The organism is Parapedobacter defluvii (assembly GCF_014642075.1).
Taxonomy (GTDB): domain Bacteria; phylum Bacteroidota; class Bacteroidia; order Sphingobacteriales; family Sphingobacteriaceae; genus Parapedobacter; species Parapedobacter defluvii.
In genome coordinates, this window is the sequence record NZ_BMIK01000002.1 from 292,329 (window position 1) to 311,400 (window position 19,072).

At 47.6% G+C, this 19,072-nt stretch carries 16 protein-coding genes; 7 read left to right on the plus strand and 9 right to left on the minus strand.

The window, feature by feature from the left end; genetic code table 11:
• The 3 genes from trpB to trpD are packed head-to-tail and all read right to left on the minus strand — an operon-like array spanning nucleotide 1 to nucleotide 2,825.
• Nucleotides 1-1,185 (minus strand): tryptophan synthase subunit beta, encoded by a 1,185-nt coding sequence (gene trpB / locus IEX60_RS05070; RefSeq protein ID WP_188748110.1) that lies wholly within the window; start codon nucleotides 1,183-1,185, stop codon nucleotides 1-3.
• Nucleotides 1,178-1,807, minus strand: coding sequence for a phosphoribosylanthranilate isomerase (locus IEX60_RS05075; protein WP_188748112.1), 630 nt, complete (start codon nucleotides 1,805-1,807; stop codon nucleotides 1,178-1,180). The genes trpB and IEX60_RS05075 overlap by 8 nt, the downstream gene beginning before the upstream one ends.
• Before the next feature lie 31 nt (nucleotides 1,808-1,838).
• Entirely contained in the window at nucleotides 1,839-2,825 is a 987-nt protein-coding gene (gene trpD / locus IEX60_RS05080; protein WP_188748114.1) for an anthranilate phosphoribosyltransferase, read from the minus strand.
• Between the two features lie 256 nt (nucleotides 2,826-3,081).
• Here trpD and IEX60_RS05085 point away from each other — a divergent pair, with 256 nt between their 5' ends.
• Together IEX60_RS05085 and IEX60_RS05090 are read left to right on the plus strand one after the other, a co-directional pair.
• Entirely contained in the window at nucleotides 3,082-3,735 is a 654-nt protein-coding gene (locus IEX60_RS05085) for a TatD family hydrolase (RefSeq protein WP_188748116.1), read from the plus strand.
• A complete protein-coding gene (locus tag IEX60_RS05090) occupies nucleotides 3,736-4,542 on the plus strand; it encodes a tRNA threonylcarbamoyladenosine dehydratase (protein WP_188748118.1) in 807 nt (268 codons plus the stop codon).
• Nucleotides 4,543-4,571: 29 nt separating this feature from the next.
• On the opposite strand, the gene IEX60_RS05095 is transcribed toward IEX60_RS05090, so the two are convergent.
• The 6 genes from IEX60_RS05095 to IEX60_RS05120 all read right to left on the minus strand — a co-directional run bounded on the left by IEX60_RS05095 (nucleotide 4,572) and on the right by IEX60_RS05120 (nucleotide 9,125).
• Nucleotides 4,572-5,021: a hypothetical protein gene (locus tag IEX60_RS05095; protein ID WP_188748120.1), complete on the minus strand. Its 450-nt coding sequence runs from the start codon at nucleotides 5,019-5,021 to the stop codon at nucleotides 4,572-4,574.
• A gap of 119 nt (nucleotides 5,022-5,140) precedes the next feature.
• On the minus strand, nucleotides 5,141-5,734 hold the full coding sequence (locus tag IEX60_RS05100) for a Crp/Fnr family transcriptional regulator (RefSeq protein ID WP_188748122.1): 594 nt from the start codon (nucleotides 5,732-5,734) through the stop codon (nucleotides 5,141-5,143).
• 82 nt (nucleotides 5,735-5,816) lie between these two features.
• A complete protein-coding gene (locus IEX60_RS05105) occupies nucleotides 5,817-6,038 on the minus strand; it encodes a DUF2795 domain-containing protein (RefSeq protein ID WP_002996718.1) in 222 nt (73 codons plus the stop codon).
• Nucleotides 6,039-6,200: 162 nt separating this feature from the next.
• On the minus strand, nucleotides 6,201-6,956 hold the full coding sequence (locus IEX60_RS05110; RefSeq protein WP_188748124.1) for an ABC transporter ATP-binding protein: 756 nt from the start codon (nucleotides 6,954-6,956) through the stop codon (nucleotides 6,201-6,203).
• A gap of 39 nt (nucleotides 6,957-6,995) precedes the next feature.
• On the minus strand, nucleotides 6,996-7,652 hold the full coding sequence (locus IEX60_RS05115) for a lysophospholipid acyltransferase family protein (RefSeq protein WP_229717425.1): 657 nt from the start codon (nucleotides 7,650-7,652) through the stop codon (nucleotides 6,996-6,998).
• A 105-nt stretch (nucleotides 7,653-7,757) separates the two neighbouring features.
• Nucleotides 7,758-9,125 (minus strand): dipeptidase, encoded by a 1,368-nt coding sequence (locus IEX60_RS05120; RefSeq protein ID WP_188748127.1) that lies wholly within the window; start codon nucleotides 9,123-9,125, stop codon nucleotides 7,758-7,760.
• A 427-nt stretch (nucleotides 9,126-9,552) separates the two neighbouring features.
• Between IEX60_RS05120 and IEX60_RS05125 the strand changes: the two genes are divergently transcribed.
• The 5 genes from IEX60_RS05125 to IEX60_RS05145 all read left to right on the plus strand — a co-directional run bounded on the left by IEX60_RS05125 (nucleotide 9,553) and on the right by IEX60_RS05145 (nucleotide 19,048).
• Nucleotides 9,553-12,348, plus strand: coding sequence for an outer membrane beta-barrel family protein (locus IEX60_RS05125; protein ID WP_188748129.1), 2,796 nt, complete (start codon nucleotides 9,553-9,555; stop codon nucleotides 12,346-12,348).
• 5 nt (nucleotides 12,349-12,353) lie between these two features.
• Entirely contained in the window at nucleotides 12,354-13,142 is a 789-nt protein-coding gene (locus IEX60_RS05130; protein ID WP_188748131.1) for a GLPGLI family protein, read from the plus strand.
• Between the two features lie 270 nt (nucleotides 13,143-13,412).
• On the plus strand, nucleotides 13,413-15,047 hold the full coding sequence (susR, locus tag IEX60_RS05135; protein ID WP_188748133.1) for a SusR family glycan utilization regulator: 1,635 nt from the start codon (nucleotides 13,413-13,415) through the stop codon (nucleotides 15,045-15,047).
• Between the two features lie 224 nt (nucleotides 15,048-15,271).
• Nucleotides 15,272-16,678 (plus strand): SGNH/GDSL hydrolase family protein, encoded by a 1,407-nt coding sequence (locus IEX60_RS05140; protein WP_188748136.1) that lies wholly within the window; start codon nucleotides 15,272-15,274, stop codon nucleotides 16,676-16,678.
• Between the two features lie 27 nt (nucleotides 16,679-16,705).
• Nucleotides 16,706-19,048, plus strand: a complete 2,343-nt coding sequence (locus IEX60_RS05145; protein WP_229717426.1) for a GH92 family glycosyl hydrolase — start codon at nucleotides 16,706-16,708, stop codon at nucleotides 19,046-19,048.
• Nucleotides 19,049-19,072: the final 24 nt, after the last annotated feature.

Genomic DNA, 19,072 nt, shown 5'->3' on the forward strand with positions numbered 1-19,072 from the left:
CTAAAAGCCAAAATAATTCATGTAATTATCCAAGTCCTTGTCACCCCGTCCGGAAAGGCATATTACGACATTTTCATTGCCTTTGAAGGTCATTTTTTCCAGCTGAGCCAGGGCGTGGGCGCTCTCGATAGCAGGGATAATACCCTCCAGTTTGGTGAGCAGGAGGCCGGCCTGCATCGCCTCGTCGTCCGTGGCACTCGCATAGGTGGCTCGTCCCGTTTTGTACAACCAGGCATGTTGGGGGCCAATACCGGGATAGTCCAGTCCCGCGGAAATGGAATAAGGTTCTACTACCTGTCCATCGTCCGTCTGCATCAGGATGGACCGGCTGCCGTGAAGCACACCTTCGCGTCCCAGAACGGTTGTCGCAGCAGATTCGCCGGAATGCACGCCTTTTCCGGCCGCTTCCACCGCAATCAGCTTTACGAGCGGTTCATCCAAAAAGTGATAGAACATACCCGCTGCATTGCTACCACCACCCACGCAGGCAATCGCATAGTCGGGGGTCTCCCTGTCCGTCTTCTCCAGCAACTGTTTGCGGGTTTCGGCGGAGATGACCGACTGGAACCGGGCAACCATATCCGGGTAGGGATGGGGGCCTACTACCGAGCCGATGATGTAGTGCGTGTCTACCGGATTGTTTATCCAATCGCGTAACGCTTCATTGGTGGCATCTTTGAGCGTCTTGCTGCCCGATTCGGCGGCAATCACTTCGGCGCCCATCATTTTCATGCGCGCCACATTGGGGGCCTGCCGTTTCATATCGACTGCTCCCATGTAAACCACACACTGGAGCCCCTTGAGGGCGCAGACGGTAGCCGTAGCCACGCCATGCTGCCCGGCGCCGGTCTCTGCGATAATGCGCCGTTTGCCAAGCCGCTCTGCCAGCAGGATTTGGCCGATGGTATTATTGATCTTGTGTGCGCCTGTGTGATTGAGGTCTTCCCGTTTTAAAAAGATGTTGGCTCCATAACGTTCAGAAAGCCGGGTAGCCGGATAGAGTGGAGAGGGGCGTCCCACATAGTCGGTGAGCAATTGATCAAACTCCCGCTTGAATTCCTCGCTTTGGATAATCCCGAGGTATTGCCGTCGCAACTCTTCCACATTCCGGTATAGCATTTCGGGGATATAGGCACCACCAAAGTCACCGTAATAACCCCTTTCATTCACTTGGTATTCACTCATCGTTGAAGATCTGTAATGTCTGTTTCAATAATTCAATATCTTTGATCCCCGGTGCGGTTTCGAACTTTGAATTCAGGTCCAGCGCGTAAAGGCGGCTATCGCCGATCTCCAATGCCTCACGGATATTTTCGGTACTGATACCGCCGCCCAGGAAGAAAGGTTTGTCCGATGTATAACCTTCGAGTAACTTCCAGTCAAAACGTGTACCGGTACCGCCATGCTGTTTGCTTTGCGTATCAAACAGGTAATATTCCGCCGCATCCTCATACTCGTCCAACTGCGCCCAGTCAAACCGCGGGTCAATGCCGAACGCTTTGATCACCGTAACCCCTGTTTGTTTCAATCGTGCACAGTAGGCCGCATCTTCGTTCCCGTGCAGTTGCACTGCCTGAAAACCATATTGCGCTACGTAACTGTTTACCTGCTGCTCATCGGCATCTACAAAAACGCCGGTCTTACACACTCCTGCTAATTGTGCCACCCAGGTAGCCTCCAATGCGGATCCGACGAAACGTTTGGAAGCCGGATAAAAAATGAAGCCGATGTAATCCGGCTGCAAGGTCAGCACACCCCGTATGTTTTCAGGATCCCGCAAGCCACATATTTTTATCTTTGGTTTCATCAAAATCCGCCGAATCTGCGTTATCCGCGTTCTATCCAATTAACGTTTTAAAACTTTCCAATGCTTTTTTACCGAGCAACGAAGCTTCGGCCTCATAATAGCAGTCGCCGAAACTCTTTTCCGGATGAATGGTCTGTATGGCGATGGCAGCGTTGGCGAGGACAACGTCGTTTTGTTGGGCTGTCCCGTTTCCCTGTATCACAGCGGTGAAGATCCGTGCAGCCTCCTCTACGGTATCCCCACCATGTATGCTTTCGGGGGGTAGGGGCGAGAAACCGAGCTGCTCTAGACTGTAGAAGTTCTCACCCCGGTTGCTGATAGTCTTAAAATTACCCGTGAGGGAAATTTCGTCGTAACCATCCAGCGCATGCAGAATCGTATATTGCTTATTCGTTTGCTGGTAGAGGTAACCATAGAGACGGGCTAACTCAAGGCTGAATACACCAACGGATTGGTATTGCGGATTGGTGGGATTCACCAAGGGGCCAATCATGTTAAAAAACGTCTTCACACCCAGTTCCCGGCGGATGGGGGCCACGGTCTTCATCGCGGGATGGAACAAGGGCGCATGGAGAAAACAGATGTTTGCATTTTCAAGCTGACGGCTGATGGTATCTTTGTCATTGGTAAACCGATAGCCCAGATACTCCATTACATTGGACGACCCGCATCCGGATGAAACGCCGTAATTGCCATGCTTTGCAACGGGATAGCCAGCTCCCGCCACCACAAAGGAAGCCAGTGTGGAGATGTTGAATGTGTTTTTGCCATCCCCGCCGGTTCCGCAAAGATCGATCAGCTTATAACCCGGAAAGTCAAGCTGCAAGCAGAGATCATACATCGCATCGCGGAACCCTTCCAATTCTTCTACGCGGATACTCCGCATGCCATATGCGGTCATGAACGCTGCGATCTGTGAATTGTTGTACTTTCCCGAAGCAATATGGGTCAGTATCTCGTACGCTTCACTTCTGGTGAAGGTTTTAAATTCAAATAAATGTGCTAAGATCCGCTTCATTCGAAAAACGCCATAAAAAAAGCCTGCCGGTAAATGGGCAAGCCGCTATACATTTCAGTAACTTATTACTTACAGTAGGAGGTTGCCACAGCATCAACTGCCATGCCACCACCCAATAATATGTTCTGTTTGAAAATTCATTTGCTTGTCGCAAATATGAGTTTTTGTTTTGAAAGATGCAAGACACTTACCCATTAATTTGAAGATTGTGCGGTCAAGCCTCAATTTCTGACATAAATAGCAGAAATTTGTACCCATGTGTTTCTTTTTAGACATCCATACCCATGGTATCCAACAGGACCCTAACGTACGTTCAATCTACAACGCGGGTATGGATACCGATGGTGTGCCACCCGGCATGTGGCTGTCTGCGGGACTGCATCCGTGGTTTCTCACAGAAACAAATCGGGAGGAGCAATTCCGGTTGCTTACGGAATATGTCGGCCGCGATGAAGTGAAGCTTATCGGAGAGTGCGGGTTCGACCGGCAGCGGGGTCCGGCTATGTCGTTGCAGCGGGAGGCATTCGAGCAGCAGGTAGAATTGGCATTGACATGCGGAAAACCGCTTCTTATTCACTGTGTCAGGGCGTATGATGAATTGCAGGCATTTGGTAAGCGATATGCCCATAAAATCCCGATGATCATACATGGATTTAATAAATCGCCCGAGCAGGCAAGGCAGTTGGTAAACCGAGGCTTTTTCCTTTCGTTCGGCGCAGCAATATTGAATGAGGCAAACGGTGCGGCCCGGACGTTGCGGGAAATGGACTCTCTTTTCTTTTTGGAAACCGACGATGCAGCAGCAGCTATCCAGTCCGTCTATGAACAAGCCGCTTTTTTGCGCAAAATACCCATGGAAGCGCTAAAAGATACTATTTTTGCGAGCTGGAAAACAATTCAACTGATTTAGATGACGGATATCAATTGGCTATCGCGCTCCGCTCTGCTGGTAGGTGACGATGGGATAGCTTTGCTGCGGCAGAAACATGTATTGGTGATAGGGCTTGGTGGCGTGGGTTCATTCGCAGCGGAATTCATTTGCCGGGCAGGAATCGGCGAGATGACCATTGTCGACGGCGACGTGGTTGATCCTACCAACCGCAACCGCCAGTTGCCCGCACTGGCCACTAACCATGGTGAAAGCAAAGCACGCATTATGAAAGAGCGTCTGCTGGCCATCAACCCCGATTTGAAACTGCATGTCGTGGAAGAATTTCTCACGCCGCAGAAATGCCGTGAAATCCTGAGTGAATCCTACGACTACGTTATGGACTGCATCGACAGCATCACGCCGAAGGTGACCTTGCTTTCGACGGCGTTGAATGCCGGAATGCCCATTGTGAGTTCGATGGGAGCCGGAGGTAAGCTTGATCCTACAATGATACGGGTCACCTGGCTACCGGAAACATATCAATGTGTATTTGCACAATATGTACGCAAGCGGCTGAAAAAGCTCGCCAATGCAGGTACGGTGAAGGCGGTGTTTTCCATTGAAGAGGTAAGGCGGGATTCGCTGGTCATGACAGACGGCAATAATTTCAAGCGCTCGGCATACGGTACCATTTCCTATTTGCCCGCCGCCTTCGGTGGGGTCTGTGCGTCGGTGGTCATACGCGATTTATTGGATATTCCGGTGGAGCTGGTAGACCGGCCCAAGCGTATACAGAAGAAACGGATGAAGAAGAACGTTATTTCTCTTCCTCGCGTGGCAGGATGACACCGGTGTATCGGATAACGCCTGGGTAATCAAGCGTAGTCTTTCACGCGTGATACCAACCCATACAGCGTAATGATGGATAGCAAAAAGAAAATTGCATCGAGCACAGAAGCCGTGGTTTTCGGATGTTGAATGGCGCTTACAACTGTCCATACGAACGGTGGATAAAGTGCGAGGACGGATCCGATGGCAAAGCGATCACCTACCTTCGTTCTTGGCTTGATAAACAGGTAGATGAAGAGAAAGAAAAAGCCCAATATGGCGATGATACTGGCCGCCTCAACTAACAAATATTCCCAGGAAAAATGCTGCGGTGGATTTTGAAAATCGCCTATGACTTGAAAAAGATAAATGTACAGGACGAACGATAAAGGAAGGCTCAGTTTGTCGCCGCTAACAATTAGAAACGGAAATAAGATCAGTATGAAAAACTGAAACACAGTGGTCTGTTTCTTTAAGAAAATCAGTAAGTTTTCCATTTTTGTATCCATTTTTGCTGCCCGATTTATTGGTAAACCTTTACGCTTTCTTGTTAAGCCAATTATAGACCCAAAGCTATACGGCTTTATCTAGGAAGCCTTTGACAAAAGTCAAAAAATCAAATACTTGACCGGATTCTGCTTAAGGTGGATTGATTGAAGCCTAGGTAAGATGCAATGTAGCCAAGGGGTACACGGGTCAGCAATTGCGGACGGTTTTGGAGTAAATCCAGGTAACGTTCTTTGGCACTCAACATGCGCAAGGCATTGGCCTTCGCCTCGCTGCGGATGTAATATTGCTCGGTGAGGTGGCGCGCGATGAAATTGAATTCCGGATGTTGACGATATAGCAGTGAGAGTTTTTCATGGGTGAGCGCAAGCAGCGTACATCGTTCTATTGTTTCAATGGCCTCAAAGCTGGGGCGTTGGCTGAAAAAACTGTATACCGATATGGCCAATTCGCCTTCAAAGAGCAACCAAGAAGTGATGTCATTTCCTTCCTTGTCGATATAATACGTGCGTACACCGCCCTGGAGGATAAAGTAAATCGATCTGCAGGTTTCACCAATGTGCAGGAGCTGTACTTTTTTTCCGGTAGTAACGACCTTGCTGTGCTGCCTGATACTTTCGGACAACCCTGCACTGATTGGCTGTATGCTGTTTAAAAGCGCAACGATACGTTCATGTGCGCAGTGGCGCATAGGGTTGTCCATAACTTGGGTATTGGGGTATACGGGGAAAGGCTGATACCAAAATAACACCGCCCCGGACTTTTGTGTGCGGGGCGGCTAAGCTTCAGTATTCATCTTCGTTGAAAAAGAAGTCGTCCTTGGTGGGATAATCGGGCCAAATCTCCTCTATATTTTCATAAGGCTCACCGTCGTCTTCCAATGCTTGTAAGTTTTCAATCACTTCCACAGGAGCGCCTGAACGGATTGCATAGTCGATAAGCTCGTCTTTCGTCGCCGGCCAAGGTGCATCTTCCAAATGTGAGGCTAACTCTAATGTCCAATACATAACCTATCAATTTAAGTTCAATTTTGCGCAAAAATATAATATTTCTATTATGATTTTTAAATTTTTTGTCAATATTTTTTGTGTTAAGTTTAAGTTGTTGATTGATAATATTTTATTGGCTACAAAATAGTGATTTTTACAAAAAAATGGCTTTTTTCCACCCTATATGTTTTCGAAATCAGTGCCTTTTTCACGCAGAGCCGCTAAACGCGGAGATACATTTTTAACGTCTTTATTGGGATAATCATCTTCAATCAGACCATCCCGCATACGTACGATCCGGTGGGCGTGCTGGGCGATGTCTTCTTCGTGCGTAACCAGGATAATTGTGTTGCCGCGGGAATGGATTTCCTCCAGCAGTCCCATGATTTCGATGGAGGTTTTGGTATCCAAATTGCCGGTTGGCTCATCGGCCAAAATGATGGATGGATTGTTGATGAGTGCACGAGCTACTGCTACACGTTGGCGTTGCCCGCCGGAAAGTTCATTCGGTTTATGATCCACACGATTGCCCAAACCGACGCTCTCCAATGCTTTTTGGGCCATCTCTTCCCGGCTTTTCTTGCTGTATCCCGCATAAATCAACGGCAGGGCCACATTGTCCAGCGATGTAGAGCGTGGCAGCAGATTAAAGGTTTGGAATACGAAGCCGATCTCTTTGTTGCGCACCTCTGCAAGCTCATCGTCGCTCATTTCACTTACATTGATGCCATTTAAGATGTACTCACCCCGGGTAGGGGTGTCCAGGCAGCCGAGTATGTTCATCAATGTGGACTTGCCCGAACCCGAAGGGCCCATCAACGCAACAAATTCACCTTTGTTGATCTGGAGGCTCACCGATTTCAGGGCATGGATGGTTTCCGCCCCTATGACATATTTGCGTCCGATATCCGTGATTTGAATGAGGGGTTGCGACATAACACTCTTTTCTTTTTAGATGCATCGAGCGGGGTAAAGTTACAAACCCCCGGCCTTAGTCCAATGTTTTTTTATGAGTTGGTGCACGTCATCGCGCAACCGATCTGCATGTTCCAGCCCGAGACCCGATGTCACAATCGGTTCCAATACCTGTACATGGATAATACCCGGCCTGCTGCCGAACGTTTTCGCTTCATCCCAGAAAATCTTCCAGGCGTTGTGTATGACGATTGGGATAATGGGCACCTGCGTTTCAATGGCTAGCTTGAACGGACCGTTTTTGAAGTCATATAAATGGGGAGGAAACTCTTCTCCGATATGCCCCTCGGGGAAAATAACCATACTCCGCCCTTTTCTAAGATTGTCATCGGCTCGTTTGAAAGCCTTGAAAGCTGAAATCCGGCTTTGTCGGTTCAATGGAATATCGATGGTTTTAAAGAACATTCCCGTCACCGGATTGTTCAGTAGTTCAATTTTTCCCATGAATGAAAAGTCGGAAGGGCAGAGCAAAACCAGGGCGGTGATGTCGAGGTTGGACGTATGATTGGCACAGATGATATACGGTTTTGACCAATCAATCGGTGTTTCATACCGAAACCTGTAAAAAACTCCGACAAAGGTAGAGCTCAGAAATCCAATGATCCGCCGGCAGCGTGCGATAAGGTGAAAGTGACGTTCGGGATTTTTTGCCAGCATGACTAAAAGTGGATAAAAAAGTATAAAGAAAAATAAAACAGATGCCAGGTATAGGCATCTGTGTGTTTTTCTCAACAATTGGATCATCTGCTTCAAGCTTTTTGCTTAACTCAATTCTGCAAAATATTTATGGAACAAGGGGATGGTCTCAATCCCTTTGAAATAATTGGCGATGTCATACTTTTCGTTGGGAGAATGTAGGTTGTCGCTATCCAGGCCAAAGCCCATGAGTACGGTTTTTAGTCCTAGTTCATTTTCGAAAAGCGAGACGATGGGGATACTTCCTCCGCCGCGCGTTGGGATCGGCTTTTTACCAAACGCCTCTTCGATGGCTTTTTCAGCTGCCCGGTAGGCTATGCTGTCTGTCGGCGTGACCGCCGGCTGCCCGCCGTGGTGAGGTGTGACCTTTACCGTGACGTACGCGGGAGCAATGCTTTCGAAATGCTTGGTGAAAAGAACGGTGATTTTATCCGGATCCTGATTGGGTACCAGCCGCATGGAAATTTTGGCATTTGCTTTTGATGGCAATACGGTCTTCGCACCTTTACCGATGTATCCACCCCAGATTCCATTTAGCTCCAACGTGGGGCGGATACCCGTCCGCTCAATGGTCGTGTACCCTTTTTCACCCCAAAGGGCTTTAATACCCAGATCTGCCTTGTATGCGGCTTCGTCAAAAGGAGCTTTGTTCAGCAGCTCGCGCTCCGTGCTGCTGAGTTCGACCACATCGTCGTAAAAGTTCGGTATCGCAATGCGGTTGTTTTCGTCATGAAGTGAGGCGATGAGTTGAGCAAGGATAGTAACCGGATTGGCTACGGCACCTCCGTATACACCCGAATGCAGGTCGCGATTTGGTCCGGTGACTTCCACTTCTACGTACGATAAGCCACGCAAACCTGTTTCGAGGGAGGGAGTGTCCAAACTGATCATTGCGGTATCCGAAATGAGGACGACGTCTGCCGCCAGCCGCTCTTTGTTGGCTTTCACAAATACGCCGAGATTGTCAGAGCCCACTTCTTCCTCGCCCTCAATCATAAATTTGACATTGCAGCTCAGCGTGCCGGTCGCTTGCATCAATTCGAATGCCTTGACATGCATGTAAAACTGTCCCTTGTCGTCACACGCACCCCGCGCGAATATTTTCCCGTCACGTACCGTAGGTTCAAAAGGAGGAGTTTCCCAAAGTTCCATCGGATCAGGGGGTTGCACGTCGTAATGCCCATAAACCAATACGGTCGGCTTATCCGGACCAATGATTTTCTCACCGTATACAATGGGGTGTCCCGCCGTCGGGCATATCTCCACGTTTTCTGCACCAGCGTCTTTTAATTTCTGGGCTACGTATTCGGCAGTGCGATGTACGTCCTCGCTGTATGCTGGATCGGCACTTACCGAAGGGAAACGGAGCAATTCAAATAATTCATCCAGGAAGCGTTGTCGGTTTGCTTCCATATATTCGTTGATTGTCTTCATATGCGCTAAAGGCTTTGCTGCAAACTTAGCTAATTTGCCAGTAATAGGCAAGTTAGCTAAGTTTCACCTGCCTTTGAAAACGGAAGTGTCAGGTGAAACTTAGCGGTGTCCGGTGAAGCTAGTAAAGTTGATGGATGATGCAACAAACGTCAGACAACGGCGTCATAGGTACGGCATCTCAAAAAATCCGATGTGCAATTTGGCAGTTTACTATATTTTCGTAATTTTACGAAATATTCATATTTAAGTTGAAATTAAGGTAAAGTAGATGTTAAAAAATGTTAAGTATCAATATTTTATTTTTAAACTAAATAATTAGTTTTATATTTGTGCATAGTTGTGCTGCGAGCAATGACAGTTAGCGTGGAAGGATGGGAAGTATTTGCCGGAGCGTCACCACTGATTAATTATAGCTTAAAATCCGATAATGAAGAGAATGCTCGTTGCGCTGGCTCTGTTTTTTTCATGCTGGCTTTCCGTTTCCGCCCAAGAGAATGGGCACATCATAAAAGGTTCCGTGGTTGACACCGCTTCCAGTATCAAACTTGCCAAAGTTTCCATTGTGCTGGTTCATGCAAAAGATTCCATGTTATACCGGTTTACACGCACCGATGAATCCGGCAAGTTCCAAATGAGTGGATTAGACACGGGTGAATATACATTGTTTGCCACCTTTCCGGAATATGCAGATTATGTGCAGCATGTTACGTTGGACAGTACAGCTACCGTGTTGGATTTCGGTAATCTGGGCCTCGTATTACGGTCCAAGTTGCTGGAAGAAGTGCTGGTAAACCGGAGACAGGCGATCACGATCCGGGGAGATACGACAGAGTATGACGCTGCGAGTTTCAATATAGAGCCCAACTCAAAGGTGGAAGATCTGCTTAAGCAATTGCCCGGTATCCAGGTCGACCAAGACGGAAAAATCACCGCTCAGGGACAAACAGTAAATAAGGTGTTGGTAGATGGCGAGGAATTTTTCGGGGATGATCCCACGTTGGTCACGCGCAATCTCCGGGGTGATATGGTGGATAAAGTACAACTGTATGATAAAAAGAGCGATCAGGCAGAGTTTACGGGTGTGGACGACGGAGAACGTTCCAAAACACTTAATATCAAACTGAAGGAAGATCAAAAGAAGGGGTATTTCGGTAAGGTGGATGCCGGTGCCGGTACGAACGATATGTATCAGGGGCAGGCGATGTACAACCGCTTCAATAACAAACAGCGATTTTCAGTATTCGGCACCGTCGGTAATACCGGTCGCACCGGGTTAAGCTGGCAGGATGCAGACCGCTATTCGCCGTCAGGCTCGGTGACCATGATGGATGGTGGAGGTATCATGATTTCCATGGGAGGAGGCCAGGATGACATCGAATCGTGGGGTGGTCGTTACGATGGCCGGGGTATTCCGTCGGCACTTAATGGCGGCGCCTACTACAGTAACAAATGGAACGAAGGTAAGCAGTCCATCAATGGAAATTACAAAATAGGAGAGTTGAGCGTGGAAGGCACCAGCAATACCATCAACCGAAACGAGTTGCCCGGCGGAGCAATCAATACGATATCCGATCAAGCATTTGACCGGCGTATATTCCGGCAGCGCGGTGGAGCGATCTTCGAAACGCAATTTGATTCGACATCCACACTGAAAGTAACCGTAGACGGAACGTTGAAGAATGGTAGGACGAAGGAATCTAATGCATCGGAAGGCACAGACGAAGACGGCGGGATGCTCAATGAATCGATGCGGCGCACAACTAACGATACGGAGGGAGTGGATGCTTACTTGACTGCTTTGTGGACGAAGAAACTGCGTAAGCAGGGGCGTACGGTATCTTGGGAAGTCAATGAAACGATTAACCAGAGCAAAGCCAACGGATTTCTATACGCCGAAAACTCTTTTTACGCAGACGGAGCCATAGACAGTGTTTCGCTGGTGGACCAGCTGAAAATAAACGATAGCAAAAGTTCCGTTTTTAACTCCAACATCACCTACTCAGAACCCTTTACCAAGACGCTTTCGATGGTCGTGAACTACCGGCTCTCGGCAAATAATGGGACCTCATTGCGACAATCGTTCAATCAGGTGGGTGTGGGGAATTACACAGATTTGGATTCTGTATACAGTAATGATTTTAAGTTAAATCAGCTTTCCAATCAATTGGGTGCGATCTTGAATTTTAAGAAGGGGAAATCCACACTCAACGTAGGTACACGGGTGAGCCGTGTACAGTTTGATCAAATCGATCGGTATTCGGACAACCGGTTTGAGCGGAATTTTACCAATCACAATCCGCAGCTGACCTATCAATACCGTTTTTCGCAGCAGAAATCATTTCGTTTTTCTTACAACGGTAACAATACCCAACCTACCATTAACCAGATACAGCCGGTGCGGGTAAACGACGATCCGTTGAACATTGTTTTGGGTAACCCGGATCTCAAGCCTTCGTTTACCAATCGGGTGAATGTAAACTATAATTCATTTAAGGTGATCGGAGATCAATATCTCTATTTCTCCGGCAGTTTCTCCAATACCAACAATCCCATTGTCAGTAACGTGACAACAGACTCTGTCGGCAGAACCACGCTTCAATATGCCAATTTGAACGACAAATCGCCCATAAACTATTATTTTTATTCTGGTTTCAGTAAAAAAATCAAGAAGCTGAACCTGGATGTCGGGGGTGGATTGAATGCAAATGGTAACACGTATTACAATCTGGCGAACGGCGAACTGAACCGGACGCAGAATTCAACCTATTCGGGCGATGTCAACATCCGGCGGTATGTTCAGAAAAAATATAATTTCTACCTCAATTTCGGTCCCTCCTATACCTATAGCAAGGCCTCGGTGCAACAGCGGGGTGATAACAGTGGCTGGGGAATGAGTGGACATTATTCCTTTAACATTTTCTTGCCGTTGAAATTCGAGATCAACTCTGAAGGGAGGTACACCTATACGGCGCCTACCGAATCGTTTGACTACGCTTTCGAGCAATTTATTGTAGATGCCTCTGTTAGCAAGAAGTTTCTGAAAGACGAAACACTCCGTTTTTCCGTTGGCGTGAATGATCTTTTTAATCAGAATAAGGGCTTCAGCCGGTACGCCAATAATAATATGTTTACTCAAAATAGTTACACCACGATTACCCGCTATGTGATGTTTTCCCTTACCTGGGATTTCAGCAAGATGGGCGGCGTATCGGTACAAAATTAGCAGTCATGAGCGTAAAGATTTTCCTTCCGTTGGCGTGTTTGTTGAGTATCATGCTCGCTACGCAATCGATGCAAGCACAATACGCGCGTTTTATAGAGAGCGGTGTGGTCACGTTTGAGAAACGGGTAAATATGTATGCCAAAATCCAAAGCAGGTACGGGAAGAGTAGGAGTTCCTTTATGGAGCAGGCGCTTGAACAATATAAGCGGACTCAGCCGCAGTTTAAGTCCTTCAACTATAACCTGGCCTTTGATGGCAGCCGAACCCGCTTTTGGCCGTTGAATGACCAGACAACTCCATCCGGAGGCTTTTTTGGCGATGATCCTTCCATAGACATGGGAAATACCATCGTCACTGATTTGCTTGCGGGCCAAAGCATCGGTCAGAAAAGTGTGTACGAACAGACGTACCTGATTACAGACAGTACCCGCCGCATCCAATGGCGTATCACCAATGAAACCCGCGAAATCGCCGGCTACGAATGCCGAAGAGCAAATGCGCTCGTACTCGATTCCATTTACGTGGTAGCGTTTTATACCGACCAGATTCCCGTATCGGGTGGGCCTGAATCGTTTACCGGACTGCCGGGTATGATCCTCGGTGTGGCACTTCCTTATGAGAATACGACGTATTTTGCCACCAAAGTGGACGATCGTCCCGTAACGGCCAAAGAGCTGGAGGCTCCCAAGAAAGGGAAGGCTGTTAACTACCGCGAATTGCGGGCCGAGTTGGAAGCCAGTCTGAAAGATTGGGGGGAATATGCACAGCCCATTTTTAAGGCGATGATGCTATAAAGATTGTAGCTTATGCTCCATAGGTGTTTTGACATCTGCTGATCGCAAGCTGGGGCCGAGGCTTGCTCTGCAGCAGACGAAAACACCAGTAGATGTTAGTACCCCAATAACGTTGGATATGCATGAGCAGCCTAGCGGCGCGAAGCGTTGCAGCTGCGATGCATATCCAACGTTATCCATCCCCTTCGTATCCGCCCACGATCTTTTTTTAACTTATATTTCCTTAGCTTTGCAGATTACGACGACTTACCCGGCCAATTCGTATTGCAAATGAAAAGACTTTTATTCATCATCACGGCTGTATTGGGTTTCAGTACATTTTCCTTTCCGAAAAGCCGGGGTACTGAAATAGATTCGCTGTTGCAGGTTTTGGATAAAACCATTGCGAAACGCGCGGTTTATATCGCGGAAAAAGAACGGAAAATTGACGAGATAAAGCGTTTGCTTCAGTATGAACATTCCCCGGAAAAGCGCTTTCAATTGAATAACACATTGATAACCGAATATCAGTCATTCATATGTGATTCCGCGTTAAGTTACATAAATCGGAATATCCAATTGGCAAATACCCTGAACAACAAAGGGTTTATGGATGAGAGCAGATTAAAACTAGCTTTCGTACTATCAATATCGGGCCTGTTTACCCAGGCTTCCGAAGTTTTCGATTCCATCCAATACGATACGCTACCCCAGCACCTGAAGGTATGGTACTGTTGGAGTTATATCCGTTATAACGAAAATCTGATCAAATATACCGATCATCCAACGTACGAAGCCGTGCATGTACGGGAGATTGCAAGATGCAGGGATACCCTGATGAACCTACTTAGTAAGGATACCGAAGATAGAGATATCTATCTAAAGGAAAAGTCTTTCAAGCTGAAGGCAGAAGGTGCTTTTGAAGCTTCTGCTGAAATCCAGGCTGAACTCATCAAAAAAGAGCCGGTCGATTCCCACGGGTATGCGATGGCTGCCATGGGACTATCTATGATTTACAAGGAATTGGGAAATCAATCGCTGCAGGAAAAATACCTGCTGCTTGCTGCCATAACCGATGTGAGGCTAGCGGTGAAAGAAAACGAATCGTTACTGACATTGGCTATCTATTTATATGAGCGGGGAGAAGTAGACCGGGCTTACAATTATATACAGGCCGCCCTTGACGATGCAAATTTTTACAATTCACGTTTCAGGAATGCGGTGATCGCACGCACACAGCCCAAAATTGAAGCCATGTACCTGGCAAAGATCGAACAGCAGCGGAGAAATTTGAGATCATACGCGTTGGCAATCAGTGTTTTCCTGATTATCCTAGTCGTTACGTTATACTTCCTTTACAAACAAATAAAGACCGTATCACGAGCCCGGCGGAATCTGAATACAATTAACGCACAATTAATATCCGCTAACCAACGGCTGGATGAAGCTAACCTGATACGGGAACGGTACATCGGATATTACATCAACCAATGTGCTGTATACCTCGACAAGTTGGACGAGTTCCGGAAAACTGTTAACCGAAAAATTAAAGCCGGACAGCTGGACGAACTGCAAAAGCTGAGTGTATCTACATCTACAGCTACGCTTGAAAAAGATGCACAGGAACTGTATACGGATTTCGATCGTACATTTCTGGAAGTATATCCGGATTTCGTAGAAGAATTTAATGCATTGCTCCGGGAGGATGAGCGATACGAACTTAAGAAAGATCACCTGAATACAGAACTTCGCATATTCGCGTTGATCCGGTTGGGGATAACGGATGTCAATCAAATTGCTACTTTTCTGAGGTATTCCATCCAGACGATTTATAACTATAAGAGCAAAGTGAAAGGAAAGGCTGTCGTCGATGCCGATCATTTTGAAGAAAAAGTAAAAAAAATCGGTACATTTCCCGTCCGATAAGTTCTCACGCGTTTACCAATTGTCTTCTGTCTACTGATGTTAACTGGCTTATTTAAAGTTTTTTATATTTTTTAAAATTGAAAATCACTTACCAATATCCCTACTTGTGCATACAGGCGGGGGTATTGGTATATAAATTTGCCAGTACTGGGAAAACAGGTGAATCCGGATTCCAGCTAACGCGTAACCTGTTAGATTATAAACTTTAAATGATAAGCATTGCTATGAAAATCCGTCTTTTCCTGATCGCCTGGCTGTACCTGCTGATTCCGTTTTTTTTTCGATCGGGACCGATTGCCCGGGCCCAGGAGATAAAACCATTCAAAAACAACGACCGGGTTGTCTTTTTAGGTAACAGCATCACCGATGGTGGGCATTATCATTCGTATATATGGCTCTACTACATGACACGGTTTCCGGGTATGAATTTATCGGTACAAAATGCAGGCATCGGTGGAGACCGGGTCGTGGAAATGGTGAAGCGCCTAGACGGGGATGTTTTCAGTAAACACCCAACGGTACTTGTAACGACATTCGGCATGAATGATTCGGGTTATTTTGAATACAACGGTTCGGAACCTGATAAGTTTGCGGATGAAAAGGTAAAGGAGTCCTATGAGGCATACAAAGCAATGGAAAGACGGTATCAACAGCTTACCGGCACCCGCATCGTGCTGATGGGGAGTTCGCCTTATGATGAAGGAGCGGTGATCGAAGGTAATACGCCCTTCAAGGGGAAAAATAAGGCGATGCTCCGCATCGTGGATTTTCAAAAGGCATCGGCCCAATCGAACCATTGGGAATTTCTTGACCTTAACCAGCCGATGACACGCATCAATGAACGGATTCAACAGGAGGATCCGGCATTTACACTCTGTGGAAACGACCGTATTCACCCCGACAACGACGGACACATGGTGATGGCATACCTGTTTCTGAAAGCACAGGGGTTTGCAGGAAACAAGGTGGCCGAAATAGCCATTGACGCCGCTAGCGGAAAAGTAGCCTCGGCTGTTAACTGCCACCTGTCCCGCCTCAAAAAAACACCAACCGGCATTTCGGTTGATTACAAGGCAAATTCATTACCCTATCCGTTGGATACGGTGCCAAGGGGATGGGGAAACAAAAAAAGTCAATTTGACGCGCTGCGTGCAGTCCCGTTCCTAGAAGAAATGAATCAGGAACAGTTGGTTGTGACGGGATTGAACGGACGCCATCAGTTGGTCATAGACGGCGAAGAAATCGGGGTGTGGTCTGCGGAAGATTTTGCCAAGGGTATCAACCTCGCTGCATTGAGTAATACCCCGCAATACCAACAGGCATTGGGAGTTATGTATTTAAATGAAGAGCGGTGGGAAATTGAGCGCAGGTTCAGGGATTACGCCTGGGTACAGTATAACTTCTTCCAGCCGAGGGGACTGCTGGATGCCAATAACCGACAAGCCATCGAGGTAATGGATGCGCATATTGCAACCGACGGCTGGTTAAAGGCTAAAAGAGACCTGTATGCAAGGGCAATGTTGCCCGAAGTCCGGCAGGCCTGGCAGGATCAGCTAGATCAATTGGTCGCCGCCATCCGGGAGGCCGGTGTACCCAGGACGCGGAAAATCACGCTTGTGGCAGTTCAGTAAACAAAAGTAAGGTAAGTTAAATCATTCATGGTAATTAAGAAGATGGGCTATTGCCTGGGGGTTGTATTTTTTCTATTGGGTGCTTGTACAGAAAGTAAGCAGGTGGAAAACGTTTCGGTATCGGATTATGTGAACCCGTTTATCGGTGCCAGCACCAGTACCGGGGCAGCCGGCGTATACCACGGGCTGGGAAAAACCTTTCCGGGAGCAACTACGCCCTACGGAATGGTGCAGGTCAGTCCCAATACGATAACAGGGGGAGACAACAGTCCCGGATACAGCTACGAGCATAAAACCATTGAGGGCTTTGCGTTTACGCAGATGAGTGGGGTGGGATGGTTTGGCGATCTGGGTAATTTTCTGGTGATGCCCACAACAGGAAAGCTGAAAACGATTGCCGGCAAAGAGGACGGGAGTATTCAGGGATACCGTTCGTATTACGACAAAGATTCGGAGGTTGCCGAACCGGGTTATTATGCCGTGGAACTAACGGATTATCGGATCAACGTTGAAACCACCGCAGCTCCGCACAGCGGGATGATCCGGTTTACATTTCCGGAACATCAGGAATCCCGGATACAGATCGACTTGGCACGGCGCGTGGGAGGTACATCCGTAAGGCAGTATATCCGTAAAGTCGATGACCAAACGATACAAGGATGGATGAAATGCACACCCGAAGGCGGGGGATGGGGAGATGGCGAAGGGAAGGCCGACTATACGGTCTATTTTTATGCGCATTTCAGCAAACCACTGGATGATTACGGTTTCTGGAGTGCGGATATTCCGGATGGATGGTCCCGTAAACGGGATGATGTGGTGAGCGAAGGGTACCTCCGGCGTGTGGAAAAAGCGGAGATCATCAGCGGACAGTCTGAATTGGAGGGAAAGCACCTTGGCTTCTTCTCCGAGTTCGAAACGCACGAAAACGAAGAAGTTACGTTGCAGGTGGGCATCTCGTTCGTTGATATGGAGGGTGCGGAAACTAATTTCAGAAAGGAAATAGAAGGGAAAGATTTTGATCAGGTACGGGCAGAAGCTAAAAAACGGTGGAACGAATCGTTATCGGGTATCCAAGTAAAGGGCGGGACGGATGACCAGCGGACGATTTTCTATACGGCCCTTTATCATACGATGATCGACCCCCGGACCTATACCGATGTAGACGGTCGGTATGTGGGAGGTGATAAAAAAATACACGAACGCGGAACCTATACGAGGCGGACTATCTTTAGTGGGTGGGATGTATTCCGCAGCCAATTTCCCCTACAGACCCTCATCAACCCCCGATTGGTCAGCGATCAGTTGAATTCGCTGATTTCGCTTGCCGAAGAATCGGGACGGGGATATTTTGAGCGTTGGGAGCTGATGAATGCGTATTCGGGATGCATGATCGGCAATCCCGCACTATCGGTGCTGGCAGACGCCTATGTCAAAGGTATCCGGGATTATGATGCAGAAAAGGCCTTCCAATATGCCCTCAATACTTCAAAACTGTTCGGCAACGATAAGCTGGGTTATACCGGCCCTCCTTTCAGCATTTCCAATACCCTGGAATACGCGTATACCGATTGGTGTATTTCGCAACTGGCCAACGGATTGGGTAAAAAGGAGGAGGCACAGCTTTTCCTGGAAAAAGGGCAGGCATACCGGAATATTTTTGACTCCGAAAAGGGATGGTTCCGCCCAAAGAAGGACGATGGTTCCTGGGAAGAATGGCCGGATAGTGCACGGACGAAAGAATGGTATGGAAGCATCGAATCCAACCCCTACCAGCAAGGCTGGTTTGTTCCGCACGATATTCCTGGCATGATCGAATTGATGGGGGGACGCAGCAAGGTGCTGGAAGACCTCACCAATTTTTTCGAAAAAACGCCGGAACATATGCTGTGGAACGATTATTACAACCATGCCAATGAACCGGTGCACCTTGTCCCGTTTCTTTTTAACCAGTTGGATGCCCCCTGGATGACCCAGAAATGGACCCGCCACATTTGCGAAAAAGCCTATAAAAATTCCGTGGAAGGCATTGTAGGAAACGAAGATGTGGGACAGATGTCGGCCTGGTATGTGCTGGCAGCTTCCGGGATACACCCATCCTGTCCGGGAAATACGCGTTACGAAATAACCAGTCCGCTTTTTGACGAAGTGGAGTTTGCGCTGGATCCGCACTATTTCAGCGGGAAGTCTTTTAAAATAAAGGCTCATGACAACTCGTCCGAAAACACGTACATACAAAAGGCATTGCTGAATGGGCAACCTTACAACAAGTGCTATATAGACTTTCAGGATATGGTTTCAGGAGGTACGCTTGAATTGTTTATGGGGCCTCAACCCAATACGGATTGGGGAAGAACCGCAGGTAGCTAAAACAAAATGGGTTTGAAAATTAAA